This window comes from Nocardia sp. 149-1B (assembly GCF_057747975.1).
In genome coordinates this window covers 3,605,117-3,629,747 of sequence record NZ_CM173233.1, presented here as the reverse complement: position 1 = coordinate 3,629,747, position 24,631 = coordinate 3,605,117, and the positions used below count along the sequence as shown (strand labels likewise).

Sequence of the window (24,631 nt, the reverse complement as noted above, 5' to 3'; positions counted from 1 at the left end):
GGCCTGCTCCTTCAGGTGGGGGACGGTGCTGCTCGATCAGACCGGCCGCGGCCGGCGTTCTCATCGGCGCGACGCTCCAGCAGCCGGCGCTCGTCGGCATTGTTGCTCCGGCGCGCGGCCTCGCGGAAGGCGTCCGCGGCCGCGTGGTGGCGACCGGCGTGCTCGAGCAGGTCCCCCCGGACCGCGGCCGGCACCGGCGAGGACGCCAGGGACGGGTCGCCCGCCACCGCGTCGAGGACGGCGAGCCCGGCGTCGGGCCCGAAGGCGCGGCCGTGAGCCACCGCGCGGTTGACCTCGACCACCGGGCCCGGCGCGGCCCGCGCGAGTACGTCGTAGAGCCGGGCGATCGCCCTCCAGTCGGTGTCCTCCGCGCGGACGGCCCGGGCGTGGCACGCAGCGATCGACGCCTGCAGGACGTAGGTGCCGACCGGGCGCCCGGCACGGCCCAGCGCCTCGGCCCGGTCGAGCGCTCGGAGTCCGCGCCGGATCAGCAGCCGGTCCCACCGGCGCCGGTCCTGGGCCTCGAGCAGCACCGGGGTGCCGTCCTCGGCGCGGCGGGCGGCGAGCCGTGAGCCCTGCAGCTCCAGCAGGGCCTGCAACCCGAGGACCTCGGGGTCGTCGGGGACCAGCGTGCTGAGCATCCGGGCCAGCCGCATCGCCTCCAGGCACAGCTCGGGCCGCGTCCAGCCCTCGCCCGCGGACGCTGCGTACCCCTCGTTGAAGACCAGGTAGACGACGGCCATGACATCGCCCAGCCGTTCGTCTCGCTCGCGGCCCACCGGCGCCTCCATCGTGGCGCCGCTCCGGGCGAGCTGCCGCTTGGCCCGGGAGATCCGCTGGCCCATCGTGGCCTCCTTGACCAGGTAGGCGCGGGCGATCTCGCCGGTCGTCAGGCCGCCGACCAGGCGCAGCGTCAGCGCGGTCCGCGACTCCGGTGGCAGGCTGGGATGGCAGCACAGGAACGCGAGCCTCAGCACGTCGTCCTCGATGTGGTCGACGGCCTCGTCGAGGTCGGGCATCACCGTCTCCTCCCCGGCACGCGCGAGGTCGTGGGCGATCTCGGCCGTACGCCGGCGCAGCGTGTCGTTGCGCCGGAACTGGTCGATCGCCCGGCGCTTGGCCACCGCGGTCAGCCACGCCCCGGGGTTGGCCGGGACGCCCTGGTCGGGCCACGTCTCCAGTGCGGCGACCAGGGCGTCCTGTGCAAGGTCCTCGGCCAGGTCGAGGTCGCGGATCATCCGGGCCAGGGCGGCCACGAGCCGCACCGACTCGCGCCGCCAGACCGCCGTGATCGCCTGGGCCGTCGGGGTGGGGGCCGGTGGGTGCCCCGTCACTGTCCCGGAGCGCTGAACATCTGCCGGATCTCGACCGAGCCCTCCCAGCCTGGCCAGTGCTGCTGGTGCAGCTCGAGCACCCGGCGGGCGCCCTCGACGGCCTCCTCGTGGCTGCGCACCTCGGTGATCGCGTAGCCGCCGGCGACCTCCTTGCCCTCGGCGTAGGGCCCGTCGACCTGGGTGATCGCGCCGGAGCGGAGGTGGATCTCGGTGCTGTCGCGCATCCCCGACAGGCCGCCGGCCTCGAGCATGGTGCCGTCGGCGAAGGCCTGGCCCATCTCGGCGCCCATCGCCTCCACGAGCGCCGGGGGCGGCTCGCCGAGATCCTCGATCATCTTCACGAACGTGATGTAGCGCATCGGTGCCTCCTGCTGTCGCGGGTGTTGTCAGGAGTACGTCGGACGAGCGGCCCCGGTTTCGACAGCCGGCCTCGCTCAGCTCGCCTTGCGGGCCGCGGCCTTCTTGGCGGGTGCCTTCTTGGCGGCGGTCTTCTTCGCCGGGGCCTTCTTCGCAGCCGTCTTCTTCGTGGCCGCCTTCGTGGCCGGCGCCTTCTTGGTCGCCGCCTTCTTCGCGGGCATCGCCTCGTCCTTCGACTCGTCCTCGTCCTCGTCCGAGTCGGACCCCGAGCCGGTGGGTGCCTCGCCCCGCGCGGACTTGGCCGCGTCGACGGAGCGCTGCAGCGCGGCGAGCAGGTCGACGACCTCGCCGGAGGACTTGGTCGACGTGGCGGTGCGCTTGACCTCGCCGCCCTCGATCTTGGCCTTGACGACCGCCTCGACGGCCTCGGCGTAGTCGTCCTCGAAGTCGGCGGGCTCGAAGTCACCCGCCAGCGTCTCGACGAGCATGTTGGCCATCTTGACCTCGGCCGGCTTGACGTCGCCGGTCTCGACGGAGAAGTCGGGGGTGCGGACCTCGTCGGGCCACATCATGGTCTGCAGCACGATGACGTCGCCCTTGTCGGTGGAGCGCACGCGCAGGACCGCGACCGAGGTGCGCTGGCGCAGCGCCACGGTGACCACGGCCATCCGGTCGGCGTCCAGCAGCGCCTGGCGCAGCAGCGCGTAGGGCTTCGCCCCGGACTTCTCGGGCTCGAGGTAGTAGGACTTCTCGAACAGCATCGGGTCGATCTGGTCCGAGGGCACGAACTTCTCCACCGCGATCTCGCGCGAGGAGGTCGACGGCAGCTCGGCGAGGTCGTCGTCGGTGAGGATCACCATCTCGCCGTCCTCGGTCTCGTAGCCCTTGGCGATGTCGGCGTACGGCACCTCCTCGCCATCGAGCGAGCACACCCGTTGGTACTTGATCCGGCCGCCGTCCTTCGCGTGCACCTGGCGGAACGACACGTCGTGCGACTCGGTCGCGGCGTAGAGCTTCACGGGCACGCTGACCAGCCCGAAGGACACCGCGCCCTTCCAGATCGCACGCATCCGCTGTCCTCCTCGTCGTGGGGTGCCCGCCGTGGTCCCCGGAGTAAGTGCCCAGTGTGACTCATGGGAATGCCCGGAGTCATCGCCTCAGGCAGGATGGGCCCATGCGCCCCATGCTCGCCACCCAGGGCCGGCACGTGCCCGCCGGCGACGCCTGGGCGCACGAGGTCAAGTGGGACGGCGTTCGCGCCCTGACGGACGTGACCGGTGGCGAGCTGCGGATGACCAGTCGCAACGAGAACGCCATCACGATCGCCTGGCCCGAGCTCGCGACCAGCCCGCTGGGTGAGCGGGACCTGCTCGTCGACGGGGAGATCATCGCCCTCAACGCCCGCGGGCTGCCCGACTTCCGCACGCTCCAGGAGCGGATGCACGTGCGCAAGGCGACCACCGCCGCCCGGCTCTCGCGGGAGGTGCCGGCGACCTACATGGTCTTCGACCTGCTCCGGCTCGACGGCCGCGGCCTGACCGGCGAGCCGCTCGACGTACGCCGTGAGCTGCTCACCGGCCTCGAGCTCGACGGCACCTGGCAGGTCCCGGCCGCGTACGACGACGGGGCGATGCTGTACGACGCGACCCTCCAGCAGGGCTTCGAGGGCATCGTCAGCAAGCGGCGCACGTCGCGCTATGTGTTCGGGGAGCGCTCCCCGCACTGGCAGAAGTTCGCCCACCGGCACCGGGTGACCTACGTCGTGGGCGGCTGGCGGCCCCAGGAGGGCACCACCGACCGGCTGGCCTCGCTGCTCGTCGGGGAGCCGGGTCCCGATGGCCTGCTCTACCGCGGCCGGGTCGGCAGTGGCATCGGGCCCAAGCAGGGCGCGGCGCTGGCCGGGCTCGTCGCCGGACTCGGCCGAGCCGACAGCCCGTTCGCCGACGAGGTGCCGTTGGTCGACGCTCGGGGCACCCACTGGCTCGAACCGGTGGTCGTGGTGGACATCGACACCCACGGAGTCGGGTACGAGCGCCTGCGCCAGCCCTCGTTCCAGGGGGTCCGCTCCGACCTCACCCCGGAGGACCTGCGCACATGACCCGTGTCCTGCTAGTTGTCCTGGCGCTCACGCTGCTGACGCCGGCCCCCGCCGCCATCGCCGACCCCGTGCACGTGCGGCTCGACGGCGTCGACGTACGCCTGCGCGACGGCACCACCCAGGTCGTCACGGTCAACCACACGACCGGCTACCGCGCCCGGGTCACCTGGTGGGTCCAGCGCGACGGGCGCTGGGAGCAGCGGCTGCAGGCGACCGACGGCCGGATCGGGTACGGCGGCCTGGTGGCCGGACGGCACCGCCACCAGGGCACCGGCACGACGCCGCTCGGCACCTACGACCTGCCCTGGGCGTTCGGCACCCACCGCGCGGACCCGGCCTGGGGCCTGCGCTACCGCAGGATCCGGAGCGGCGACTTCTGGGTGGAGGACAACGGCAGCGAGTTCTACAACCGCTACCGCAACCAGCGCCAGGGCGGGTTCCGCTGGCGGCTCCCGGTCAGCGCCCCGAACGGCTCCGAGCGCCTCACCGACTACCCCGTGCAGTACGAGTGGTCGATCGTCACCAGCTTCAACGCCCGCCAGGTCCGGCACCGAGGCGCGGGGATCTTCCTGCACGTCAACGGCTCCGGGGCGACTGCCGGCTGCGTGAGCGCGCCGCGGCGGTTCATCCGGGCGCTGATGTTCCGGCTCGACCCCGACCAGCGGCCCGTGATCGCGATCGGCCGCTGAGGGCGTCGTGGCCGCCGAGAAGGAGGAAGTCCGCGTCGAGGTCGATGGCCGCACGCTGACGATCAGCAACCTGCACAAGGTGCTCTATCCCCGCACCGGCACCACCAAGGGCGAGGTGCTCAACTACTACGCCCAGGTCGCTCCGGTGCTGCTGCCGCACCTCGCGGACCGGTGCGTGACGCGCATCCGATGGCCGCACGGGGTGCAGGACGGCAGCTTCTTCGAGAAGAACGTCCCAGCGCGCACGCCCTCCTGGGTGCGTACGGCGAAGGTCCCGACCACCGGGTCGCGCGCCCAGTCCGCGGGTGACACGTTGGTGTTCCCGATCGTGGAGGACCTCGCGACGCTCACCTGGCTGGTCAACCTCGCTGCGCTCGAGCTGCACGTCCACCAGTGGACGGTCGACGGCCGGGGCCGCCCGCGCGGCGCCGACCGCCTCGTGATCGACCTCGACCCGGGCGAGCCCGCGGGCCTGCACGAGTGCTGCCAGGTGGCGCTGATGGTGCGCGACCGGCTGGCCGAGCGCGGCCTGGGCGCCACCCCGGTCACCAGCGGCAGCAAGGGCCTGCACCTGTACGCCGCGCTGCCGGACCCGCTGCCGCCGGAGGAGTCGACGGCGCTGGCCAAGGAGGTCGCCGAGGAGCTCCAGGCCGAGCACCCAGCGCTGGTCACCGCGACGATGACCAAGGCGCGGCGCTCGGGGAAGGTGTTCCTCGACTGGTCCCAGAACTCCGGCTCGAAGACCACGATCTCGCCGTACTCCCTGCGCGGCCGGGAGCTGCCGACGGTGGCGACACCCGTGACGTGGGCCGAGGTCGAGGCGGGCTCGGACGACCCGATGGAGCTGGGTCAGTTCCGGTTCGAAGAGGTCCTGGAGCGGGTCGCCGACCACGGCGACCTGTTCGCCGTACCCGGCTGAGATCGGCGGATCGGGGCCCGGACGTCGACGAAATCTGTTACCGAATGGTGGATCTTCCGTGGCGATCGTGTTCATCCGACGTGGAGCGAGCGTGCCTACCTTGAGGATGAAGCACTGAGCATCAGGGGATGACATGACCACCACGACAGCTGCCACCACGGCCAGGAAGCTCATTCTTCCTGTCGGCAGCGTCGTGGGCGCCGGTTTGCTGGCGATGGCGATGGGCGTCCCCTGGACGAGCGCCAGCGAGGGAGCCTCCGGGATCCGGTTGCTGGCCGACGACAACCAGGGCGCGACGCTGACCATCAGCAAGATCGAGCCCGGTGAGTCTGTGTCTCGCAGCGTCACCATCCGCAACTCCGGTGGTGCCCCGTCGAGGCTGTCCTTCCAGGAGACCGGAGACCCCGCGCCGTTCGCGGACGGGGAGCTGCACCTGGTGATCGACCAGGACGGACGCACGCTGTACGACGGCGACTTCGCCGCCATGAGCGACATCGCGCAGGACGTGGGCACGCTCGAGCCCAGGGGTTCGAGCACGTTCACGTTCACGGTGTCGCTGCCCGACGACGCGCCGTTCGCCAACCAGGGCGCACCCGCGTCGGCGTCGTACACGTGGGTCAACTCCGCACCTGGCACCTCGAGTTCCTTCGGCTAGGGGGAACCACCTGCACTGATCGGACCATCGGGACCAGACGGCCACGCGCACCGGGGGGGAGCGCGTGGGACCACCGGACGGGCCCGAACCTGGACGAGTCGTACGGCGCACCTGGGGGGCGCGCCGAACGGCCCGCCCATCCCGGAGGACCTGTCTGTCCGGCGCTGAGTGGGGAAGCGTCGGACGGGCATCCTCCCTGACCCGCACTCGGAGACATCCCCGCATGGAGATCACGACCTCCCCGCACCGCCCGGCGTCGACGCCGTGGGGGCGCTTGCTCGTGCTCGTGGTCATCCTCGCGCCCGTCTCGGTCCTCGTCCTGCTGCCGATCGGCCTGGGCCTGGACCGCTACGTCATGTCCGGCGGCTCCATGGACAGCGGTGCCGAGGGCGGGATCCCGCAGGGGGCGATCGTCCTCGAGCGCGCGGTCCCGGTCGGTGACCTGCGACGTGGGGACGTCATCACGTTCCGGCCACCCGCGAGCGCCGGGGTCGACGGTCTCGTGACCCACCGGATCGTGCACATCGGCCCCGAGGGGATCATCACCCGCGGCGACGCCGAGCCGGCTCGCGACCCGTGGGTGCTGCAGCCCTCCGGCCCCACGCTGCCCCGGGTGGTCCGCACCCTGCCGTGGGTCGGGTACGTCTACCTGGTGATCTGCCACCCGATCACCAGGACCCTGCTGGCCGGCGCCATCGCGCTCCTCGTGCTCGTGATCGCCGCGGAGATCCGCCGGCGCCGGGAGGCGGCCGCGGCGCGCCGGGCCGACCCTGGTACGGCGAGCGCGCCCCCGCCAGCGACCGCGTCACGCGAGACACGGGGGGGCGAAGGTTGAGCACTCTCCTCGGAGCGGGTGCCTCGGGCCCTATGCTCCCTCCCATGGCGCACCGAGTTCTAGTCGTGGAGGACGAGGAGGACATCGCGTTCCCTCTCGTCCGGACGCTGGAGCGCGAAGGGTACGACGTCTCGTGGGTGGACAGCGGCCAGAAGGCCCTGGACACCCTGGCGACCTCCCCCGAGGTCGTGATCCTCGACCTCGGTCTCCCGGACATCGACGGCCTCGAGGTGTGCCGTCGCGCCCGGGAGGCGGGGTTCGAGGGGGCGATCATGATCGTCACCGCCCGTGCCGGCGAGCTCGACCGGGTGGTCGGGCTCGACTACGGGGCTGACGACTACCTGGCCAAGCCGTTCGGCCTGGCCGAGCTGCAGGCGCGCGTGCGCGCCCTGCTGCGCCGTACCTCCTCCACCTCGGCCGTGGCCGAGGACGCAAAGCCCGGCGGGCTGCGCATCGACGTGGATGCCCGGCGGGTGTACGCCGGGGAGGAGGAGGTCCCGTTGACCGGCAAGGAGTTCGAGGTGCTGAACATCCTCGCCGCCAACCGGGACAAGGTCGTCTCCCGCGGCCGGCTGATGGCCGACGTGTGGGACGAGAACTGGTACGGCTCGACGAAGACGCTCGACGTCACCATCGGACGGCTGCGCCAGAAGCTCGAGAGCGTGGGTGTGACCGACCGAGTGGTGGCCGTTCGAGGCGTGGGATTCCGCCTCGAAGGCGGAACCGCAGATGCGTGAGCGCCTCACCGCTGCGTTCGTCGTCCTCACCATCATCCTGCTCCTCGGGGCCGGCATCGTCCGCTCATTCGTGCTCCGCGACCTGATCCAGGAGCAGGAGGGCGTCCACCTGCGCCAGGAGGTGGAGCTGATCGGCGCGATCGTCGACGACCGAGCGGCCGCCGGCGGCGAGATCGACGACGCGTTCCTGAGCGGTCTGGTGAGCCCGGACAGCCGCCTGGAGTACGACCCCGCCCGCGGCGACTCGCTGGTCGTGCACGGCCACGACTACGCGGGGAGCGACGACCCCGACTCCGACCTGTCCACGGTCCTCGCGCTCGACGGCGGCCAGCTCACGCTGAGCCAGTCACCCCAGGTCATCCGAGACATCGTCGGCCGCGACACCGGGTCGATCGCCGCGCTGTTCGTCCTGATCGCCGTCGTCGCCGGCATCGCCGGGTTCCTCATCGCCTCGGCCCTGTCCTCGCCGTTCCAGCGGCTGGCCATCGCCGCCGCCGCGCTGGGTCGCGGCCGGTTCGACCTCGAGCTGCCCCGCACCCGCATCCCCGAGGCGCGCGCGATCTCGATCGCGCTGCGCGCCAGCGCGCACCAGCTGGAGGACCGGGTGCACCGTGAGCGGGCCTTCGCCGAGCACGCCTCGCACGTGCTGCGCACCCCGCTGACCGGTCTGCGCCTCGAGCTGGAGGACCTGACCCTGCGCGACGACGTCCCGCCCGACGTGCAGGCGGCCGCGACGCGCAGCCTCGCCGCGGTCGAGGAGGTCGGTGCGGTCGCCTCCGAGCTGGTCGAGATGACGCGGCGCGGCAGCCTGGTGGCCGGAGCCGAGCTGCCGCTCGTCGACCTGGCCACCCAGCTCGCGCAGCGCTGGGCCGACCGGCTCGGGGTCCGCAACCGCATGCTGACCGCGGCCGCCGAGGGCGACCTGACGCTGACCTACACGCCCGGACCCGTCGAGCACGTCACCGACCTGCTGCTCGCCGACGTCGTACGCCGCGGCGCGGGGTCCGTGCGCATCGTGTTCCACGGCGAGCAGGGCGGCCACCTGCGCATCCGCGTCGAGTGCGAGGAGCGTGGCCGGGAGGCGGACGGCGCCGAGCCGATGGACCGCATCGCCCAGGTGACCTCGGTCGTCGAGGCGCTCGGTGGGCGGGTGACCGGCGCCCACCCGGCCGACGGCATCGAGGTGCTGCTGCCGCGTCGGTGAGCGTCGGGACGACCGTCCGGGGACAATGGGCCCCATGACCCACCGCCCGATCGAGACCTGGCTGACCGACATGGACGGCGTGCTCGTCCACGAGGAGGTGCCGATCCCGGGCGCCCAGGAGTTCATCTCGGCCCTGCAGGCCTCCGGGCGGCGGTTCCTGGTGCTGACGAACAACTCGATCTTCACCCCGCGCGACCTGCGTGCCCGGCTGCTCGGCAGCGGCATCGACGTGCCCGAGGACGCGATCTGGACCTCGGCGCTCGCGACCGCTCAGTTCCTCGACGACCAGCGGCCGCACGGGACGGCGTACGTCGTCGGCGAGGCCGGCCTGACCACGGCGCTGCACGACATCGGCTACGTGATGACCGACCGGGACCCCGACTACGTGGTGCTGGGGGAGACCCGCACCTACTCCTTCGAGGCGATCACCCGGGCGATCCGGCTGGTCGACGGCGGCGCCCGCTTCATCGCCACCAACCCCGACGTGAGCGGGCCGAGCCAGCAGGGCATGCTGCCGGCCACCGGGTCGGTGGCCGCGCTGATCAGCACCGCGACCGGGCGCCAGCCGTACTTCATCGGCAAGCCGAACCCGCTGATGATGCGCAGCGCGCTGAACCGCCTCGAGGCGCACTCCGAGACCACGGTCATGGTCGGCGACCGGATGGACACCGACATCATCAGCGGGCTCGAGGCCGGCCTGCGCACGATCCTGGTCACGACCGGCTCGACACGCCCCGAGCAGGTGGCTACCTTCCCCTACCGGCCCACCCGCGTGGTCGACTCCGTGGCCGACCTGCTCGAGCTCGTGGAGCCCGCCGCGATGTGACGTTCGTCCAACCGGACGGCCGATCCACGCGGGGAGTGTGGCCCGGGCCACCCTCGACCCGGTCCGCCGACTCGCGATCGGGCGCGCCGTCTGGTTAACGTCCCCGACCGTTTGCACCATGCACAACCGGTCGCGGGTACGCCGAGTCCTGCCCGTCCGTGACCGGTCGACAACATCCGGGGCAGGAGTGGGGGACCCACCTTCGCGGTCCCGCTCTAGGAGGCTGCTGAACAACTGCTCGTCGCGAGCGTCGCGATGGGCGTGCGATGGCAAGGCGCCGGAGGGAAGGCGGGCTGGATGCCCGACGACCGACGGCAACGCCGCCAGCGTGCGTCCAGCGCGACGCGCAGCAGAGCGTGTTGTTCAGCAGGCTCCTGCACGGGACCGCTCGGGGTGAAGCCACCAGCCGGTGGCCGGGCACCTTCCACGCCCGAACCCGACAGCTCACCTCACAGGCGTGGGAAGGAAACCACGCACATGACCCTCATCCTGCGCGCCCTCGCCAGCGGCGCCCTCGTCATCGGGCTGCTCACCACCGCACCCGTCACCCTCGACCGCGCCCACGGCGCCACGGCCACCGACCGGCAGACCCAGCAGCGGGCGGCCCGCAAGGCCACGCTCCGCAAGGTGGGCCTCGCGACGCGCATCGCCGTGCACCAGAAGGGCGACCCGTACGCCTCCGGCGCCGCCGGCCCGAACGCCTTCGACTGCTCGGGCCTGACGTTCTACAGCTTCCGCCGGGCGGGGTTCTCACACATCCCGCGCACGTCGGCGGCCCAGGCGCACTTCGCCACGCGGATCAAGCGCAGCGCCATGCGCCGCGGCGACCTGATCTTCTTCTACGACGGTGGCGGGGTCTACCACGTCGGCGTGTACGCCGGCTTCATCCACGGTCACCGGTGGGTCCTCCACGCGCCGTACTCCGGCGCGCGCGTGCGCACCGAGCGGGTGTGGACCGACCAGTGGTTCCCCGGGACCCTGCGCTTCCACTGACGTAGAGGGTCGAGTCGGCGCGTCTGCACGCCGTCCGGGCCGGTCCCGGGACCCTGTTCCCGGGACCACGCGCGGACGGACGAGCAACGGCCCGGGGACGAGGGACCAAGGACCCGGGGCAGGGGCTTTACCTCTCTGCGAGAGTGAGGCCATGACCAACGGCGACACCGAGACAGGGGGCGTCGGCGCCACCGGCGCGGCCGCGGCACGACGAGAGATCGGGGTCACCGAGCTGATCCTGCGCGACGCCCATCAGAGCCTGATGGCGACCCGCATGGCGCTCGAGGACATGGTCGACGCGTGCGCGGACATCGACGCGGCGGGCTACTGGTCCGTCGAGTGCTGGGGCGGCGCGACGTACGACGCGTGCATCCGCTTCCTCAACGAGGACCCGTGGAAGCGGCTTCGGACCTTCCGCAGGCTGATGCCCAACAGCAAGCTGCAGATGCTGCTGCGCGGCCAGAACCTCCTCGGCTACCGCCACTACGAGGACACGGTCGTCAACAAGTTCGTCGAGAAGTCCGCCGAGAACGGCATGGACGTCTACCGGACCTTCGACGCCCTCAACGACGTGCGCAACGTGCGCGAGGCCATCAAGGCGGTGCGCCGAGTCGGCAAGCACGCCCAGGGCACGATCTGCTACACCGAGAGCCCGCTGCACACCGTGCAGGGCTACGTCGACATGGCCAACGAGCTGATGGAGCTCGGCTGCGACTCGCTCTGCCTCAAGGACATGGCGGCGCTGCTGCGGCCGCAGCCGGCCTTCGACATCGTCGGGGCGATCAAGGAGTCGCTGGGCCAGGACGTGCGCGTCCACGTGCACTGCCACGCCACCACCGGCGTCACGCTGGTCAGCCTGATGAAGGCGATCGAGGCCGGCGCCGACGTGGTCGACACCGCGATCTCCTCGGTCTCGATGGGCCCGGGGCACAACCCGACCGAGTCGCTGGTCGAGATGCTGCACGGCACGCCGTACGAGACCAACCTCGACGACGAGCGGCTGCTCAAGATCAAGGACCACTTCGCGGTGGTGCGGCCGAAGTACACCGAGTTCATGTCCGCGATCACCGGCGTCGAGACCGAGATCTTCAAGAGCCAGATCCCCGGCGGCATGATCTCGAACATGGAGTCGCAGCTGCGCCAGCAGGGCGCGGGCGACCGCCTCAAGGAGGTCCTCGAGGAGGTGCCGCGGGTCCGCAAGGCCGCCGGCTACCCGCCGCTGGTGACCCCGTCCAGCCAGATCGTCGGCACCCAGGCCGTGTTCAACGTGCTGATGGGCCCCTACAAGGTGCTCACCGCGGAGTTCGCCGACCTGATGCTCGGCTACTACGGCGAGGCCATCGGCCCGCGCGACCCTGAGATCGTCGAGGCAGCGCACGTGCAGACCAAGAAGGACCCGATCACGGTCCGGCCCGCCGACCTGCTCGAGCCCGAGTGGCAGAAGCTCTGCGACGAGGCCAACGCCCTCGAGGGCGCCGACGGCAGCGACGAGGACGTGCTGACCTACGCGATGTTCCCGGGTGTCGCGCCGAAGTTCTTCCTCGAGCGGCCCGAGGGCCCGAAGAACGTCGGCAAGGACCCAGCACAGCAGGCGGCCGAGAAGCTCGCCGCCGCTGCCACCCCCGGCACCGGCCCGGTCAAGGGCCCCATCCACTACGCCGTCTCGCTGAACGGTCACAAGCACGACGTGACCGTCGAGCGAGCCTGAAGGGATCACGGTGAGCAAGAACAAGCACCACCACGCGTCCATGGAGGACCGGATCGCCGAGCTCGCCGAGCGGCGCCACCAGGTCGAGCTGGGCGGCGGTGAGGCCCGCCTGCAGAAGCAGCGCGACGCCGGCAAGCTGACGGCCCGCGAGCGGATCGCCGCCCTGCTGGACGACGGGACGTTCCAGGAGACGGGCATGTTCGCCCGGCACCAGTCGACGTACTTCGGGCTCGACAAGGCCGACTACCCCGCCGACGGTGTCGTCACCGGCGAGGGTGCCGTCCTCGGTCGCCCGGTCCACGTGGCCAGCCAGGACTTCACGGTCGCGGGCGGCTCGGCGGGCGAGGTCCACAGCAACAAGGTCGTCGCGATGATGAAGGCCAGCCTGACGACCGGTACGCCGTTCGTGTTCATCAACGACTCCGGCGGCGCCCGGGTCCAGGAGGGCATCGGTTCGCTGGCCGGCTACGGCCGGGTCTTCTACAACAACGTGCTGCTGTCCGGTGTCGTCCCGCAGGTCGCGATCATCGCCGGCCCGTGCGCGGGCGGCGCGGCGTACTCCCCGGCGCTGACCGACTTCATCATCCAGACCCGCAAGGCCCACATGTTCATCACCGGGCCGAACGTCATCGCCCAGGTCACCGGTGAGCAGGTCACCTCCGACGCACTCGGCGGCGCCGACGCCCACATGGCACGTTCCGGCGTGATCCACTTCGTGGCCGACGACGACGACCAGGCGATCCTGATCGCGAAGAAGCTGCTCAGCTTCCTGCCGCAGAACAACACCGAGGACCCGCCGATCGTCAACCCCGACGACACGATCGAGCCCGACCCGGAGCTGCAGAAGATCGTGCCGCTCTCGGACAAGAAGGGCTACGACGTCCGCGAGGTCATCGCGCACCTCGTCGACCGGTCGGACTTCCTCGAGGTGCAGGCCGGCTACGCCCAGAACATCGTGATCGGCTTCGGCCGCATCACCGGCCGCACGGTCGGCATCATCGCCAACCAGCCCAGCGTGATGTCGGGCGTGCTCGACATCAACGCCTCCGACAAGGGCTCCTGGTTCGTGCGGTTCTGCAACGCGTTCAACATCCCGCTGGTCACGCTGGTCGACGTGCCGGGCTTCCTGCCCGGTGTCGCCCAGGAGCACGGGGGCATCATCCGCCACGGTGCCAAGCTGCTCTACGCCTACTCCGCCGCCACCGTCCCGAAGCTCACGGTCGTGCTGCGCAAGGCCTACGGCGGCGCGTACGTCGCGATGTGTTCCAAGGACCTGGGTGCCGACAAGGTGTTCGCCTGGCCGACCGCCGAGATCGCGGTGATGGGTGCCGAGGGTGCCGCCGAGATCGTGTTCCGCCGCGAGATCGCCGAGGCCGACGACCCCGAGGCCAAGCGCGCGGAGCTGGTCGAGGAGTACCGCTCCACGTTCTCCACGCCGTACGTCGCGGCCGGCCGCGGCCTGGTCGACGACATCATCGACCCCTGCTGCACCCGGGCCGAGCTGTCGCGGGCGCTGGAGATGCTGGCCAGCAAGCGCGACGTGCGGCCCGCCAAGAAGCACGGGTTGGGCCCGACGTGAGCCCCGACATCAGCGTCGAGCAGGAGCTGCTCGCCGCGGTCCGCGAGCTCACGGAGCGGGTGGCGGCCCTCGAGGCCGAGGTCGCCGCCGTCCGCGCGCGGCAGGAGCAGGAGATTCCCGAGGAGGTCGTGCTCGCGATCTCCGCCGCGGTGGCGTCGTTCCTGGGCCACCGCGCCAAGGTCAAGCAGGTGCACTACCGGAGCGGTCAGGCGTGGGCCCAGCAGGGCCGCGTGGCCGTCCAGGGTCACCGGATCATCCACGGTGCCCGGTGAACGGCCAGGCGAAGGCGAAGGTGAGGACATGCAGCTGAAGGTGACCGTCAACGGCCAGGTCTACGAGGTCGAGGTCGAGGTCGAGGAGGAGCAGCCGCCCACGCTCGGCATCTTCATGGCCGGTGGCAACTTCGCCCCGCCCGTGGCGGCTCCCGCCGCTGCTCCCGCCGGTGGCGACGGCGACGGCGTGCGCGCCCCGCTGGCCGGCACCGTCGCCCGGATCCCGGTCGAGGAGGGCCAGGCCATCGAGGCCGGCGCCGTCCTGGTCGTGCTCGAGGCGATGAAGATGGAGACCGAGATCACCGCTCCCGCAGCCGGCACTGTCGGCCGGGTGCTGGTGAAGCCCGGTGAGGCCGTCAGCGGCGGCCAACTGCTCGTCGAGCTGTCCTGAGGGGTTCGGCTCGTTCGAAGACGGAAGGATCCCCGGTTCGTCCCGGGGATCCTTCCGCATGTCCGGGGTCGTGAGCGGCCCGGGCCGGGACTCGTTCCTGCTGCCGGAAGCGTCGTCGTTTGGTCCCCAACGACAGATCGGGAGCGCTCCCATCCGTCGTTGGTGACCAAACGACGGACCAGGCCGGCCCCGGGAGGCAGTGACCAGGCAGGGACCAGGCAGGGTCCGGGGCTACGGCGTGCCGGTGAAGTACGGCGAGTACGCCCAGGTCTTCTTCAGCAGCTGGGCGTACTCCACGTTGAAGGGCGTACCGCCGGTGCCCTGCAGGGGCAGCCACGGCCGGCTCGCCCAGACGTAGGCGTCGACGTACTTGGCAGCGGTCCGGGCGGAGGTGGGGTCCAGCCCCCAGGCGGGGTTGTCCACGTCGGTGGTGGGTGGGATGCCGAGGGCGTCGCACGGTGTCTTCTGCGTCTTGGTCCTGCACGGCGGAATCGCGCCGGGCGGGGTGTAGTGCGAGGCCCCGGGTGGGTTGATCTCGCGGCCGTGGAAGGGGTGGCCGTTGTCTGAGGTGTCCAGGATCGCGTGCTTGCCCGCGATGCCCATCCGGGCCAGCGCGTCGGACACCTTCTGGACGAAGTCGATCTCACGGTCCATGTAGTTCGCGTGCGTGATGTTCATGGAGAAACCGCGGGCGTACTGCACGCCGCTGAGCCGCAGGTACTTCGCCACCGACGCGACGTCGCCGCGGGCCCAGTCCTCGGAGCCCATGTCGAGGTAGGCCGTGGTGTTGGGCAGTGCCGAGAGGGTCTTGACGGTCCAGTTGAGCATCCGTGCGGGCAGCAGGGCCTGGTGCCGGCCGTCCTGGTGCACGTGGCCCTCGAAACCGTCCTTCACGAAGTAGCCGTCCGGCTGCACGATCACCGCGACCCGGCTGGAGCCGATGCCCGCGGCGAAGCTGGTCACGAAGCGGCGGTACGACGCCTGCTCGGCCGGCGTGGGCAGCCGGTCCGCGATGCGCTCCTGGCCCTCCCAGGGGAACATCCGGAACAGCGAGACCGTCACCACCTTGTCGGGGTCGCCGGCCTGCGCGTTCTCGACGTAGGCCCGCACCTTCTCGCCCGCTCGGTCGTCGGGGATCCAGTGGCCGAACCACGTGGCCTTGGCGATCATCGCGAACAGGGCGAGGTCTTCCTGCTGCGCCTGGCCCAGCTTGTTCCACCCGATGTAGGCCGGGTCCTGCAGGCCGGTGTAGACGCCCCACTCCCGGCCCGCCAGGGGGTTGGACGGGTTGGCCTTCTGCACGGTCGTGACGGGTGCGATGTAGAGCGTCTGCTCGGTGTACGCCTCCTGGCCGGTCGCCACCCCCAACGTGCCGCGCACGGCGATCTCGTAGGTGTGGCCGAGCGTGAGGCCCTTGTCGATCGTGAACGAGGTGGTGAACAGCGGGACCGTGCCGACCACCTCGCCGTCGAGGAGGATCTCGTAGCCGAGCACCAACGGCAGCCCGGTGGTGGGCGGGTCCCACCTGACCTCGATGGCCGGAGCTCCGGGCGTGACCGTCGTGCGCAGGTTCTCCGGCGGACCGCTCGTGGCCCGGGGCGCGGCGGAGCTCGCCGGGGCCGACGCGTGCGCCGGCGTCCCGTACGAGGCGAGCGTCAGCGCCGCCAGGGCCGCCGCGAGGGCGCTGGCCGCCAGAGATGTACCGAGACGGTGGCTCATGGGGGTCTCTTCGGCAGGGGAGTCCGCCATGTGAGGATAGCGTGACCTGCGTCACATCGACCAGGGATCGGTCGACGGTCGGGTGCCCGCTCCCACGTCCCGTCGGCAGTTGTCCACAGGCGGAGGTCCGTCCGGGTTTGAGCGGGCGCTGCGGCTGGAAGACTGCCGGCCAAGGAACCATCTCGGGGGACTAGATGTCACTGACCCACCCATCGACCCACCCGGCCGGTCACGTGTCGGCTCGGCGTACGGCGAACGCGCACGAGGAGCTCGTCGAGCAGCTCGACCAGCACGTGCGCGAGGCCGTGCGGCGCGAGGCCGTCGACCCGCAGCGCGAGGCCGACCTGGTCCGGCGGATCGCCGAGCGGGTGGTGCGCGACCACGACGACCACAGCCTCACGGGCGCGGTCGCCCCGGTGCCCGACATCGACTCGATGGTCGGCGAGCTGGTGGCCCGCGTCTCGGGGTTCGGCCCGTTGCAGCCGTTCCTCGACGACCCCACGGTCGAGGAGGTGTGGATCAACGACCCGAGCCGGGTGTTCGTGGCCCGCCACGGCCGCCACGAGCTCACCACGCTGGTGCTCACGTCGGCCCAGGTGCAGGAGCTCGTCGAGCGGATGCTCAAGAGCAGCGGCCGGCGCATCGACATCAGCCAGCCGTTCGTCGACGCGATGCTGCCCGAGGGCCACCGGCTGCACGTGGTGCTCGAGGGCATCAGCCGGGGGTTCTCGGCGGTCAACATCCGCAAGTTCGTGCTGCGCGCGGCCCGGCTCCACGACCTGGTCGAGCTGGGCAGCCTGACGCCGGGCGCCGCTGCGTTCCTCGATGCGTCGGTGCGTGCCGGGCTCAACGTCCTGGTCGCCGGCGGCACTCAGGCCGGCAAGACCACGATGCTCAACTGCCTGGCCGCCGCGATCCCCGGTGGTGACCGCGTGGTGTCCGCGGAGGAGGTCTTCGAGCTGCGGTTCCAGCACCCCGACTGGGTGCCGCTGCAGACCCGTCAGTCCGGCCTCGAGGGCACCGGCGAGATCCGCCTGCGCGACCTGGTCAAGGAGAGCCTGCGCATGCGGCCGAGCCGCATCATCGTGGGCGAGGTCCGCGCCGAGGAGTGCCTCGACCTCCTTCTCGCGCTCAACGCGGGGCTGCCCGGCATGTGCACGATCCACGCCAACAGCGCCCGCGAGGCCCTGGTGAAGATGTGCACGCTGCCGCTGCTCGCTGGTGAGAACATCTCGGCGCGGTTCGTCGTGCCGACCGTCGCGGCGAGCGTCGACGTGGTGGTCCACCTGGGCATCGACGAGCGGGGCGTACGCCGGGTCAACGAGGTGGTCGGTGTGCCCGGCCGGGTCGAGAACGACGTCATCGAGACCGAGCCGCTGTTCGAGCGCCGCGCGGGCGAGCTCCGGCGTACCGGCGGGATGCCACCCCACCCCGAGCGCTACGAGCGGCTCGGGATCGACGTACACCGATTGCTGGCCGAGGAACACTGATGGGTGCGCTCGTCGGGCTGGGTGTCGGCGTGGGGCTGATGCTGGTCTGGAGCGCGTTCGCGCTGCCGCGCAGCCCCCGTGCCGATGTCGGTGGTCGCGGCCGGGCCACGGAGCTGCTGGCCCGCGCGGGCCTCGGACAGGTGTCGGTGACCGGCTTCGTCGCGCTCTGCCTGGTGTGCGGCCTGGTCGTGACCGTGGTGATCGAGGCGATCTCGGCGACACCGCCGGTGGCGTTGGCCTTCGGGCTGATGGGCGCCTGGATGCCGGTGGCGATCGTGTCGGGGCGGGCGCGGCGACGCCAGCGCGAGCTCGCCGAGGTCTGGCCCGAGGCCGTCGACAACCTCACCTCCGCGGTCCGTGCCGGGATGTCGCTTCCGGACGCGCTGTCCGCCCTGGCCACCCGCGGTCCCGAGCCGCTGCGCGAGGCCTTCGACCAGTTCGCGCTCGACTACCAGGTGACCGGCCGGTTCGGTGAGTCCCTCGACCGGCTCAAGGACCGTCTGGCCGATCCTGTGGGCGATCGCGTGGTCGAGGGCCTGCGCATCGCCCGCGAGGTCGGGGGTGGCGAGCTCGGCCGGCTCCTGCGCAACCTCTCGACGTACCTGCGCGACGACGCGCGCACGCGCTCGGAGCTCGAGTCGCGGCAGTCCTGGACCGTCAACGGCGCCCGTCTGGCCGTCGCGTCGCCGTGGCTGGTCCTGCTGCTCATGTCCTTCCAGTCCGAGGTCATCCACCGCTACGCCTCGCCCACGGGCGTCGTCGTGCTCGCGGTCGGCGCGGGCGCCTGTGTGGTCGCCTACCGGTTGATGATGCGGATCGGCCGGCTCCCCACCGAACGGCGGATCCTCTCGTGACCCCGTCGGTGTGGGGTGCGCTCCTCGGCGCCACCGCAGCCTCGGGCGTGCTGCTCGTCGCCGCGCGGGTCCGGGTCGTGCGCCGACCCCAGCTGGCCGTGCGGGTGCTGCCCTACGTCCGTGACCTCCCGCGGGTGGGCCACACCCCCGAGCTGCGGGTCACCTCGTCCTCGCCGACGTCGGCCGCCGCCGGGGTCTTCGGCCCGGTCCTGCGCTCCGCGGCCGACACGGTCGAGCGGGTGCTGGGCGGAGCAGCGTCCGTGCGCCGGCGCCTGCAGCGGGCGGGGCTCGACAAGACCGTGCACGACTTCCGTGTCGAACAGGTCCTGTGGGGGCTGATCGGGTTCGCGGTGGCCGCGGCCTGGGGCGTGCTGCGGATGCTGAGCGCCCCCGGATCGGCCGTGGGGTCGCTGCTGTTCTGCGTGATCGCGTTCGTGGCCGGGGTCCTGGCCCGCGACACCTACCTCACCAGCCAGGTCCGCAGCCGCGAGCGGCGGATCCTCGCGGAGTTCCCGACGGTCGCCGAGCTGCTCGCGCTCGCGGTCGCGGCCGGCGAGGGGCCGGTCGCCGCCCTGGACCGCGTCGTACGCCGCAGCGGTGGTGAGCTCTCCAGCGACCTGGGCAGGGTGCTCGCCGAGATCCGCACGGGTGAGCCGGTGGCGGTGGCGTTCGACGCGATGGCCTCGACGACCGGGCTGCCTCTGGTTGCCCGCTTCGCCCAGGGCGTGGCGGTGGCGGTCGAGCGCGGCACGCCCCTGGCCGACGTGCTGCACGCGCAGGCAGCCGACGTCCGCGAGGCCGGAAGGCGCGAGCTGATCGAGGCGGCCGCCCGCAAGGAGGTCTTCATGATGGTGCCGGTCGTGTTCCTCGTCCTCCCGATCACCGTGCTCTTCGCGTTCTGGCCCGGCGTCGTCGGGCTCCACCTGACCACCCGTTGATGTGCCTACTGGCAGAGGAACCCTTGGAGATCGGACGAACCCATGGAACACATCTCGATGGCGCTCACGCGCCTCTACCTCGCGTTGACGGTGCCTCGTGCCCGTGACGAGCGCGGTGACGTGCCGGGCTGGGTGATGATCACGGTGATGACCGCCGGTCTGGTCGTTGCCATCACCAGCGTCGCGAAGGACCAGCTGACGGGGATGCTCGACTCCGCGCTCAACCAAGTGAAGTAGGCGTGGTGAGCAGGCGGCGGGGTGGTCAGCGCGGGTCCGCGGTCGTGGACTTCGTGCTCGTCCTCGTCGTGCTCGTGCCGCTCTTCCTCGGCATCCTCCAGGTGGCGCTCGTGCTGCTGGTGCGCAACACCCTGGCGTCGGCGGCCTCCGAGGGCGCCCGCTACGCCGCCACGATGGACCGGGGTCCCGCCGACGGCGCGGCCCGGACTCACCGCCAGATCGACGGCGCGATCTCGGGCCGGTTCGCGCGCGACATCGAGGCCCGCCCCGCGATGGTCGACGGGGCGCCGGGCGTCGAGGTGATCGTGCACGCCACCGTTCCGGCGCTGGGCATCGGCGGCCCCGGGATCTCCCTGACCGTGACCGGGCACGCCGTCGAGGAGGAGCGACCGTGAGGCCCCGGTGCCGGGGCCGCCGCGACGAGCGGGGGAGCGCGCTGGTCGAGCTGGTCTGGCTCGGCATCCTGCTGCTCATCCCGATGCTCTGGATCGTGATGTCGGTCTTCGAGGTGCAGCGCGGCGCATTCGGCGTCAGCGGCGCCGCCCGCGCCGCGGCCCGGGCGTACGCCCTCGCCCCGACCGACGTCGAGGGCAAGGCGCGAGCCGAGGCGGCGGCCCGGCAGGCGTTGGACGACCAGGGTGTCCACGGCGTCCCGATCGACGTCCAGGTCCGGTGTACGCCGTACCCGCACGACTGTCACGCCGGCACCTCCGTGATCACGGTGGTCGTGTCCTCCCACGTCGACCTGCCGCTGCTGCCGAGCTTCTTCGGCGGCGGGGCGCCGAGCTTCGCCCTCGACGCCACCCACACCGTCCCGATCGGGCAGTTCCAGGAGATCGACCGTGCGGCGCCCTGACCCGCGCCCTGACGAGCGCGGCCAGGCCACGCTGATGATCATCGGGTTCGCGTTCGTGCTCGCGATGGCGGTGGCGATGGTCGTGGACGCCTCGGCGGCGTACCTGCAGCGGCAGGGTCTCGACACCGTCGCCGACGGGGCCGCGCTGCGCGGGGCGGATCTGGGAGCGACCGGTCGCGAGGTCTACACCGGCGGCGTGCCGTCGGACCGGCTCGACGTGACCGCGGCGGCCGTGCGGGCTTCGGTGCACGACTACCTGGTCGCCTCCGGCGCCTATGCGAGCTACCCGGGGCTGAGCTTCACCGTCGATGTCGACCCGGCGGTCTCGAGCGTCACCGTGCACGTGCGCGCGCCGCTGGACCTGCCCCTCACCGTGCCCGGCTCGCCCGGTATCGCCGAGATCGGGGCCACCGGGTCGGCGATCGTGGCCGTCGAGCAGTGAGTGTGCCGAGGGGCGAGCGGGTCACAGGCGGAGGCGGTGAGCCTCGCGTCCCCCTCAGGGGACGGGCTGAGCGCCAGCGCCGCCTCGTGGAGCTCGAGGGCTGGCACGTCTCCACGCACTCGCGATCGGGGAGCAGACGCCAGGTCGTTCGCCGGCCACCCCTGCTTTGCTCGTGGCGGTCGCCTCCAGAGCGGCCCCGTCTCCCGGTGACGACGGCCCCGAGCGGCCCCGGCCGACTCAGCTCACGGGTGCGACGAAGCCCAGGCGGTAGGGGTCGCGGCCGCCGAGGTTGGGCTCGATCCAGGACGTGAACGCCAGACCTGTCTCGGTGTCGCCGGTGATCGACCACAGGCGCCCGCCCCAGCCGTCGGTCGGGTCGGGCGCCACCGCGCCGGTGGTGGCGTCGAGGAATCGGTGCGAGGCGCCGTCGACCCACAACAGGTCGCCGAGCGGGGTGACTCGCGCCAGCACCCGGTTGCCGGTGAACGCCGCCGGAGCGAACGTCGAGGACCGGTGAGAGCGGCTGTCCATCATCGTCAGCCCCGGGCTCGTGAAGTCCGAGCCCTGGTAGACCCGGGTGAACAGGCCGGCGGCGTACAGCGAGCGGCCGTCGCTCGCCACGTCGTAGACGGGGCCGTCGATCTTGGGGTCGAACCAGCCACGGCGCTTGCCCGTGCGCGGGTCGACCCGGATCACCGCGGTATCCCGGATGGGGTATGCCTTGAAGCTGCCCGCGGCCACCAGGTCGCCGTCGATGGTGCCGAGCTCGGTGACGTACCCGCGCAGGGGGAGCACGTACGACGCCACCCGCGCGCCGGTCGGGCCGTAGACGTCGACCCGGTTGCGGGGGAACCGGACGTCGCTCTGGAGCCGTCGCGCGACGTAGAGCCGGTCGCCGATCGTGGTGAGCCCCGTCAGGTCGCGCACCCGCAGCGACCGTCCGGGGAGCGCCGCCCCGGTGGCGGTGTCCAACGCGCGGACCGGCCACGTGTAGTGGGAGTAGAAGTGGTGGCTCGCCGCGGCCACCCGCGACGTGTCGTAGCCCATGAAGTGGGTGTTCGCGACGAAGAGCGCCCCGTCGCCCGGGACCAGGTCGCCGTACGCCGGCTGTGACACCGCGAAGCCCGGCACCGGCTCCAGCGTCTCGGCGTCCAGCGCCGCGATGCCGGCGGTGCGGACGTAGTCGGTCAGGTAGAAGTGCCCGCCGACGAAGGCGCGTCCGCCCGAGAGCTCGACCGCGTTGACCTGCAGGTCGTACGCCGGCACCGCGGGGCCGGCCAGGGCGCCCGTCTCGGCGTCGAGCACGGCGAGGCCGCCCACGGGCGTGCCGGCCACGGAGGTGAAGCTGCCGGCGGCCCAGAGCCGGTCGCCGTCCAGGGCGAGGTCGTAGACGCCGGCGGGCACGCCGGCCGGGTTGCGGCCGGGATCGACCTGCGGAGCGAACGCGGGGTCGACCGCGCCCGTACCGGGGTCGAGCGCCATCAGCCTGTCGGCGGCCTGGTCTCCGCCGGCGTAGAGCCGGTCGCGGGTGTAGAGCAGCGCGTGCACGCGCCCGTCGGAGGCCGGCCCCGTCGGAGGCGCGAACGCCGGGTCGGTGGCGCCGGTGGTCGGGTCCAGCGCGACCAGGCGCGAGGCGCCCACATAGAGCCGATCCCCGCCCACGACCATCGCCCGCACCGGCCCGTCCACGGTCGCGGTGAAGCCGGCGACCGCGTGGCCCGTGGTCGGGTCGACTGCGGACACCTGCTCGGCGCCCACGAACAGGCGCGCGGAGCGGCCTCCCGCGGCCGGTGTGAGCGCCAGCTCGGTCACGCGGGCGGCCTGGGGCGCGTCGAAGTCCGTGACCGTCCCGTCGCTGGTGCGCAAGGCGACCAGGTGCCGCCGCGACACCCCGCCGACGGACTCGAAGACGCCGCCCGCGTAGAGCGTGTCGCCCTCGAGCGCCAGCGCGCTGACCAGGCCGTCGGCGACCGGGAGGAAGCCGGGGTCCAGGGTGCCGTCCGCGAGCACGTGCGCCAGCCCGCCGGCCGCGTGGCCGTCGATCCGGGTGAAGTCGCCGCCGAGGTACCAGCCGCCCGCGCCGTCGGCCACGCTCGCGGAGACCTGGCCGTCGGCGATCGACGGCCCGGCCGCCCGGGTGCCGGTGACGGCGTCGAGCACCGCGCCGGGACCGGCGTACCGGCCGACGGTGCGGAAGTCGCCGTGCGCGTAGACGCGGTCGCCGGCGCGGACCAGCTCTTCGATGCGCTCGTCGGCGACCACGGAGCCGGCCGGCAGGTCGTCCGCGGTCGGGCCGGTGGTCGTGCGCGGGGCGCGGGCGAGGTCAGGGCCGTCCGCCGGGACGGGGCTCACGGGCCCGAGGCCCAACGCGAGACCCAGCGAGAGCGCGGCGGGCACGACGACGGTACTGAGGCGATGGGGGGACACGGGTCGGCACGCTAGGCGGACAACCCCGCCATGGTCGGGTGATGCGCGGAATCCGTCCCGACGTCTAGCCCATGCCGGTCCGCCATCCGGAGATCCGGCGGGGCCACGAGGTTCCGATCGCGCGCCGATTCACCTAACGTGGAGACGACTCTTACCGATTCGGGGGACAACGGTCGCAGGCGTGAGCGTGCTCTGGACCCTGAACAGGAAGTCGTCGAGACGATGCCCCATCTCGGAAATGTGGACTCCGGCCCGAAGGGACGCCCGGGCAGGCTATCCCGCCCCCAGGCCCCGGCGGGCCCCTCCCAACGGGTGAGTCTCCCCGCGCGTGTGCGGTCCCGCGCCCGGTTCCGGGCAGCTCTCGGGGTGTGGGCGCTCAGCGTCGCGACCGCCCTGTCCGCCCTCGGGGTGGTGACCACCGCCGCCGCGCCCGCTCAGTCGCGGACGATCACCGCGACCTACCAGTCCGAGGCGTTCGCCGCGACCAACACACAGCGGGTCCTCCACGCGCGGCTGGCGCTCGCCCCTGGTGCGTGCGTGCAGAAGTGGGCGGTACGCCAGGCGCGGAAGATGGCCAACCAGCAGCGGATGTTCCACCAGGACCTCCAGCGCGTCGCGAACGACTGCCACCTCTCCTACGCCGGGGAGAACGTCGCCTACGGCTATGCGTCCGGCGCCGACGTGGTCCGGGCCTGGATGAACTCCGAGGGCCACCGAGCCAACATCCTCAACCGCCACTACCGGGCGATGGGCATCGGGGCTCGCAGGGACGCCGACGGCACGTGGTACGTCGCGCAGGTGTTCGGCCGCCGCGCGCCCTGAGCGCCGATCGTACGAGTGACGATCAGCGCTGGGCCGGGTCGCTCACCGTGACCTCGGTGGGCCCCATGTCGGTCGCCGCGGCCAGCTGCGCGACCGACACCAGCGTCACCGCGAGCAGGCCGACGCCCGCGACCACACCCGCGATGCGCGCACGGTAGCGGCGCAGCGCGGGGGTCGGGCGGACCTCGATGATCATGGGGGCTCCCACGGCGGTCGGGCGAGTGGTTGGCAGGCGCTACCCGAGCAGCG

General features: G+C 72.1%; 27 protein-coding genes and 1 riboswitch. Of the genes, 21 read left to right on the top strand and 6 right to left on the bottom strand.

Annotation, left to right across the window (positions count from 1 at the left end):
* Positions 1–11: 11 nt before the first annotated feature.
* The 3 genes from AC3ANS_RS17405 to ku all read right to left on the bottom strand — a co-directional run bounded on the left by AC3ANS_RS17405 (position 12) and on the right by ku (position 2,761).
* A complete protein-coding gene (locus tag AC3ANS_RS17405) occupies positions 12–1,334 on the bottom strand; it encodes an RNA polymerase sigma factor (protein WP_488292835.1) in 1,323 nt (440 codons plus the stop codon).
* Complete coding sequence (locus AC3ANS_RS17400) at positions 1,331–1,693, bottom strand: YciI family protein (RefSeq protein ID WP_488292834.1); 363 nt, start codon at positions 1,691–1,693, stop codon at positions 1,331–1,333. Before AC3ANS_RS17400 ends, AC3ANS_RS17405 begins: the two co-directional genes overlap by 4 nt.
* Before the next feature lie 75 nt (positions 1,694–1,768).
* The gene (gene ku, locus AC3ANS_RS17395; RefSeq protein WP_488292833.1) at positions 1,769–2,761 is read right to left on the bottom strand and encodes a non-homologous end joining protein Ku; all 993 of its coding nucleotides are present in this window, start codon (positions 2,759–2,761) and stop codon (positions 1,769–1,771) included.
* Positions 2,762–2,865: 104 nt separating this feature from the next.
* Here ku and ligD (AC3ANS_RS17390) point away from each other — a divergent pair, with 104 nt between their 5' ends.
* From ligD (AC3ANS_RS17390) to AC3ANS_RS17330, 13 genes are all read left to right on the top strand, one after another.
* On the top strand, positions 2,866–3,789 hold the full coding sequence (gene ligD / locus AC3ANS_RS17390) for a non-homologous end-joining DNA ligase (protein ID WP_488292832.1): 924 nt from the start codon (positions 2,866–2,868) through the stop codon (positions 3,787–3,789).
* Positions 3,786–4,478: a L,D-transpeptidase family protein gene (locus AC3ANS_RS17385; protein WP_488292831.1), complete on the top strand. Its 693-nt coding sequence runs from the start codon at positions 3,786–3,788 to the stop codon at positions 4,476–4,478. Before ligD (AC3ANS_RS17390) ends, AC3ANS_RS17385 begins: the two co-directional genes overlap by 4 nt.
* 7 nt (positions 4,479–4,485) lie before the next feature.
* Positions 4,486–5,397, top strand: a complete 912-nt coding sequence (gene ligD / locus AC3ANS_RS17380) for a non-homologous end-joining DNA ligase (RefSeq protein WP_488292830.1) — start codon at positions 4,486–4,488, stop codon at positions 5,395–5,397.
* Between the two features lie 133 nt (positions 5,398–5,530).
* Positions 5,531–6,052 (top strand): hypothetical protein, encoded by a 522-nt coding sequence (locus tag AC3ANS_RS17375; RefSeq protein ID WP_488292829.1) that lies wholly within the window; start codon positions 5,531–5,533, stop codon positions 6,050–6,052.
* A gap of 223 nt (positions 6,053–6,275) precedes the next feature.
* Positions 6,276–6,887: a S24/S26 family peptidase gene (locus tag AC3ANS_RS17370; protein WP_488292828.1), complete on the top strand. Its 612-nt coding sequence runs from the start codon at positions 6,276–6,278 to the stop codon at positions 6,885–6,887.
* Positions 6,888–6,931: 44 nt separating this feature from the next.
* Positions 6,932–7,624: a response regulator transcription factor gene (locus AC3ANS_RS17365; protein WP_488292827.1), complete on the top strand. Its 693-nt coding sequence runs from the start codon at positions 6,932–6,934 to the stop codon at positions 7,622–7,624.
* The gene (locus tag AC3ANS_RS17360) at positions 7,617–8,828 is read left to right on the top strand and encodes an ATP-binding protein (protein WP_488292826.1); all 1,212 of its coding nucleotides are present in this window, start codon (positions 7,617–7,619) and stop codon (positions 8,826–8,828) included. The genes AC3ANS_RS17365 and AC3ANS_RS17360 overlap by 8 nt, the downstream gene beginning before the upstream one ends.
* A 34-nt stretch (positions 8,829–8,862) precedes the next feature.
* Positions 8,863–9,654, top strand: coding sequence for an HAD-IIA family hydrolase (locus AC3ANS_RS17355; protein ID WP_488292825.1), 792 nt, complete (start codon positions 8,863–8,865; stop codon positions 9,652–9,654).
* A gap of 380 nt (positions 9,655–10,034) precedes the next feature.
* Positions 10,035–10,103: riboswitch (cyclic di-AMP (ydaO/yuaA leader) on the top strand.
* Positions 10,104–10,131: 28 nt separating this feature from the next.
* Positions 10,132–10,647: a C40 family peptidase gene (locus AC3ANS_RS17350; protein WP_488292824.1), complete on the top strand. Its 516-nt coding sequence runs from the start codon at positions 10,132–10,134 to the stop codon at positions 10,645–10,647.
* A 151-nt stretch (positions 10,648–10,798) separates the two neighbouring features.
* A complete protein-coding gene (locus AC3ANS_RS17345; protein WP_488292823.1) occupies positions 10,799–12,355 on the top strand; it encodes a methylmalonyl-CoA carboxytransferase subunit 5S in 1,557 nt (518 codons plus the stop codon).
* A 40-nt stretch (positions 12,356–12,395) separates the two neighbouring features.
* Positions 12,396–13,934 (top strand): acyl-CoA carboxylase subunit beta, encoded by a 1,539-nt coding sequence (locus AC3ANS_RS17340; protein WP_488296520.1) that lies wholly within the window; start codon positions 12,396–12,398, stop codon positions 13,932–13,934.
* A complete protein-coding gene (locus AC3ANS_RS17335) occupies positions 13,931–14,206 on the top strand; it encodes a hypothetical protein (RefSeq protein ID WP_488292822.1) in 276 nt (91 codons plus the stop codon). The genes AC3ANS_RS17340 and AC3ANS_RS17335 overlap by 4 nt, the downstream gene beginning before the upstream one ends.
* 28 nt (positions 14,207–14,234) lie before the next feature.
* The gene (locus tag AC3ANS_RS17330; protein WP_488292821.1) at positions 14,235–14,597 is read left to right on the top strand and encodes a biotin/lipoyl-containing protein; all 363 of its coding nucleotides are present in this window, start codon (positions 14,235–14,237) and stop codon (positions 14,595–14,597) included.
* 231 nt (positions 14,598–14,828) lie between these two features.
* On the opposite strand, the gene AC3ANS_RS17325 is transcribed toward AC3ANS_RS17330, so the two are convergent.
* The gene (locus tag AC3ANS_RS17325) at positions 14,829–16,316 is read right to left on the bottom strand and encodes a glycoside hydrolase family 6 protein (protein WP_488292820.1); all 1,488 of its coding nucleotides are present in this window, start codon (positions 16,314–16,316) and stop codon (positions 14,829–14,831) included.
* A 194-nt stretch (positions 16,317–16,510) separates the two neighbouring features.
* Between AC3ANS_RS17325 and AC3ANS_RS17320 the strand changes: the two genes are divergently transcribed.
* Genes AC3ANS_RS17320 through AC3ANS_RS17290 form a run of 7 tightly spaced genes read left to right on the top strand, consistent with a single transcriptional unit; the run spans position 16,511 to position 21,133 of the window.
* Positions 16,511–17,806 (top strand): TadA family conjugal transfer-associated ATPase, encoded by a 1,296-nt coding sequence (locus AC3ANS_RS17320; protein ID WP_488292819.1) that lies wholly within the window; start codon positions 16,511–16,513, stop codon positions 17,804–17,806.
* The gene (locus tag AC3ANS_RS17315) at positions 17,806–18,660 is read left to right on the top strand and encodes a type II secretion system F family protein (protein ID WP_488292818.1); all 855 of its coding nucleotides are present in this window, start codon (positions 17,806–17,808) and stop codon (positions 18,658–18,660) included. Before AC3ANS_RS17320 ends, AC3ANS_RS17315 begins: the two co-directional genes overlap by 1 nt.
* A complete protein-coding gene (locus AC3ANS_RS17310) occupies positions 18,657–19,598 on the top strand; it encodes a type II secretion system F family protein (protein ID WP_488292817.1) in 942 nt (313 codons plus the stop codon). Before AC3ANS_RS17315 ends, AC3ANS_RS17310 begins: the two co-directional genes overlap by 4 nt.
* A gap of 42 nt (positions 19,599–19,640) precedes the next feature.
* Positions 19,641–19,835, top strand: a complete 195-nt coding sequence (locus tag AC3ANS_RS17305; protein WP_488292816.1) for a hypothetical protein — start codon at positions 19,641–19,643, stop codon at positions 19,833–19,835.
* Between the two features lie 5 nt (positions 19,836–19,840).
* Positions 19,841–20,230, top strand: a complete 390-nt coding sequence (locus AC3ANS_RS17300; RefSeq protein WP_488292815.1) for a TadE/TadG family type IV pilus assembly protein — start codon at positions 19,841–19,843, stop codon at positions 20,228–20,230.
* The gene (locus tag AC3ANS_RS17295) at positions 20,227–20,691 is read left to right on the top strand and encodes a hypothetical protein (RefSeq protein WP_488292814.1); all 465 of its coding nucleotides are present in this window, start codon (positions 20,227–20,229) and stop codon (positions 20,689–20,691) included. Before AC3ANS_RS17300 ends, AC3ANS_RS17295 begins: the two co-directional genes overlap by 4 nt.
* Entirely contained in the window at positions 20,678–21,133 is a 456-nt protein-coding gene (locus AC3ANS_RS17290; protein ID WP_488292813.1) for a Tad domain-containing protein, read from the top strand. Before AC3ANS_RS17295 ends, AC3ANS_RS17290 begins: the two co-directional genes overlap by 14 nt.
* Before the next feature lie 237 nt (positions 21,134–21,370).
* Here AC3ANS_RS17290 and AC3ANS_RS17285 read toward each other — a convergent pair whose 3' ends face one another.
* Positions 21,371–23,560: a PQQ-binding-like beta-propeller repeat protein gene (locus tag AC3ANS_RS17285; protein ID WP_488292812.1), complete on the bottom strand. Its 2,190-nt coding sequence runs from the start codon at positions 23,558–23,560 to the stop codon at positions 21,371–21,373.
* Positions 23,561–23,872: 312 nt separating this feature from the next.
* On the opposite strand from AC3ANS_RS17285, the gene AC3ANS_RS17280 reads away from it, so the two are divergent.
* The gene (locus AC3ANS_RS17280) at positions 23,873–24,382 is read left to right on the top strand and encodes a CAP domain-containing protein (protein ID WP_488292811.1); all 510 of its coding nucleotides are present in this window, start codon (positions 23,873–23,875) and stop codon (positions 24,380–24,382) included.
* A gap of 22 nt (positions 24,383–24,404) precedes the next feature.
* Here the strand turns inward: AC3ANS_RS17280 and AC3ANS_RS17275 are convergent, their stop codons facing one another.
* On the bottom strand, positions 24,405–24,578 hold the full coding sequence (locus AC3ANS_RS17275) for a hypothetical protein (protein WP_488292810.1): 174 nt from the start codon (positions 24,576–24,578) through the stop codon (positions 24,405–24,407).
* Between the last annotated feature and the right edge of the window lie 53 nt (positions 24,579–24,631).

Excerpts from the sequence above, each read along its gene's own strand:
- ligD (WP_488292832.1), top strand. The coding sequence starts at position 2,866 with ATGCGCCCCATGCTCGCCACCCAGGGCCGGCACGTGCCCGCCGGCGAC.
- AC3ANS_RS17320 (WP_488292819.1), top strand. The coding sequence starts at position 16,511 with ATGTCACTGACCCACCCATCGACCCACCCGGCCGGTCACGTGTCGGCT.
- AC3ANS_RS17350 (WP_488292824.1), top strand. The coding sequence starts at position 10,132 with ATGACCCTCATCCTGCGCGCCCTCGCCAGCGGCGCCCTCGTCATCGGG.
- AC3ANS_RS17385 (WP_488292831.1), top strand. The coding sequence starts at position 3,786 with ATGACCCGTGTCCTGCTAGTTGTCCTGGCGCTCACGCTGCTGACGCCG.
- AC3ANS_RS17355 (WP_488292825.1), top strand. The coding sequence starts at position 8,863 with ATGACCCACCGCCCGATCGAGACCTGGCTGACCGACATGGACGGCGTG.
- AC3ANS_RS17345 (WP_488292823.1), top strand. The coding sequence starts at position 10,799 with ATGACCAACGGCGACACCGAGACAGGGGGCGTCGGCGCCACCGGCGCG.
- AC3ANS_RS17325 (WP_488292820.1), bottom strand. The coding sequence starts at position 16,316 with ATGAGCCACCGTCTCGGTACATCTCTGGCGGCCAGCGCCCTCGCGGCG.
- AC3ANS_RS17305 (WP_488292816.1), top strand. The coding sequence starts at position 19,641 with ATGGAACACATCTCGATGGCGCTCACGCGCCTCTACCTCGCGTTGACG.
- AC3ANS_RS17370 (WP_488292828.1), top strand. The coding sequence starts at position 6,276 with ATGGAGATCACGACCTCCCCGCACCGCCCGGCGTCGACGCCGTGGGGG.
- AC3ANS_RS17375 (WP_488292829.1), top strand. The coding sequence starts at position 5,531 with ATGACCACCACGACAGCTGCCACCACGGCCAGGAAGCTCATTCTTCCT.
- AC3ANS_RS17330 (WP_488292821.1), top strand. The coding sequence starts at position 14,235 with ATGCAGCTGAAGGTGACCGTCAACGGCCAGGTCTACGAGGTCGAGGTC.
- AC3ANS_RS17365 (WP_488292827.1), top strand. The coding sequence starts at position 6,932 with ATGGCGCACCGAGTTCTAGTCGTGGAGGACGAGGAGGACATCGCGTTC.
- ku (WP_488292833.1), bottom strand. The coding sequence starts at position 2,761 with ATGCGTGCGATCTGGAAGGGCGCGGTGTCCTTCGGGCTGGTCAGCGTG.
- AC3ANS_RS17400 (WP_488292834.1), bottom strand. The coding sequence starts at position 1,693 with ATGCGCTACATCACGTTCGTGAAGATGATCGAGGATCTCGGCGAGCCG.
- AC3ANS_RS17360 (WP_488292826.1), top strand. The coding sequence starts at position 7,617 with ATGCGTGAGCGCCTCACCGCTGCGTTCGTCGTCCTCACCATCATCCTG.
- AC3ANS_RS17340 (WP_488296520.1), top strand. The coding sequence starts at position 12,396 with ATGGAGGACCGGATCGCCGAGCTCGCCGAGCGGCGCCACCAGGTCGAG.
- AC3ANS_RS17315 (WP_488292818.1), top strand. The coding sequence starts at position 17,806 with ATGGGTGCGCTCGTCGGGCTGGGTGTCGGCGTGGGGCTGATGCTGGTC.
- AC3ANS_RS17275 (WP_488292810.1), bottom strand. The coding sequence starts at position 24,578 with ATGATCATCGAGGTCCGCCCGACCCCCGCGCTGCGCCGCTACCGTGCG.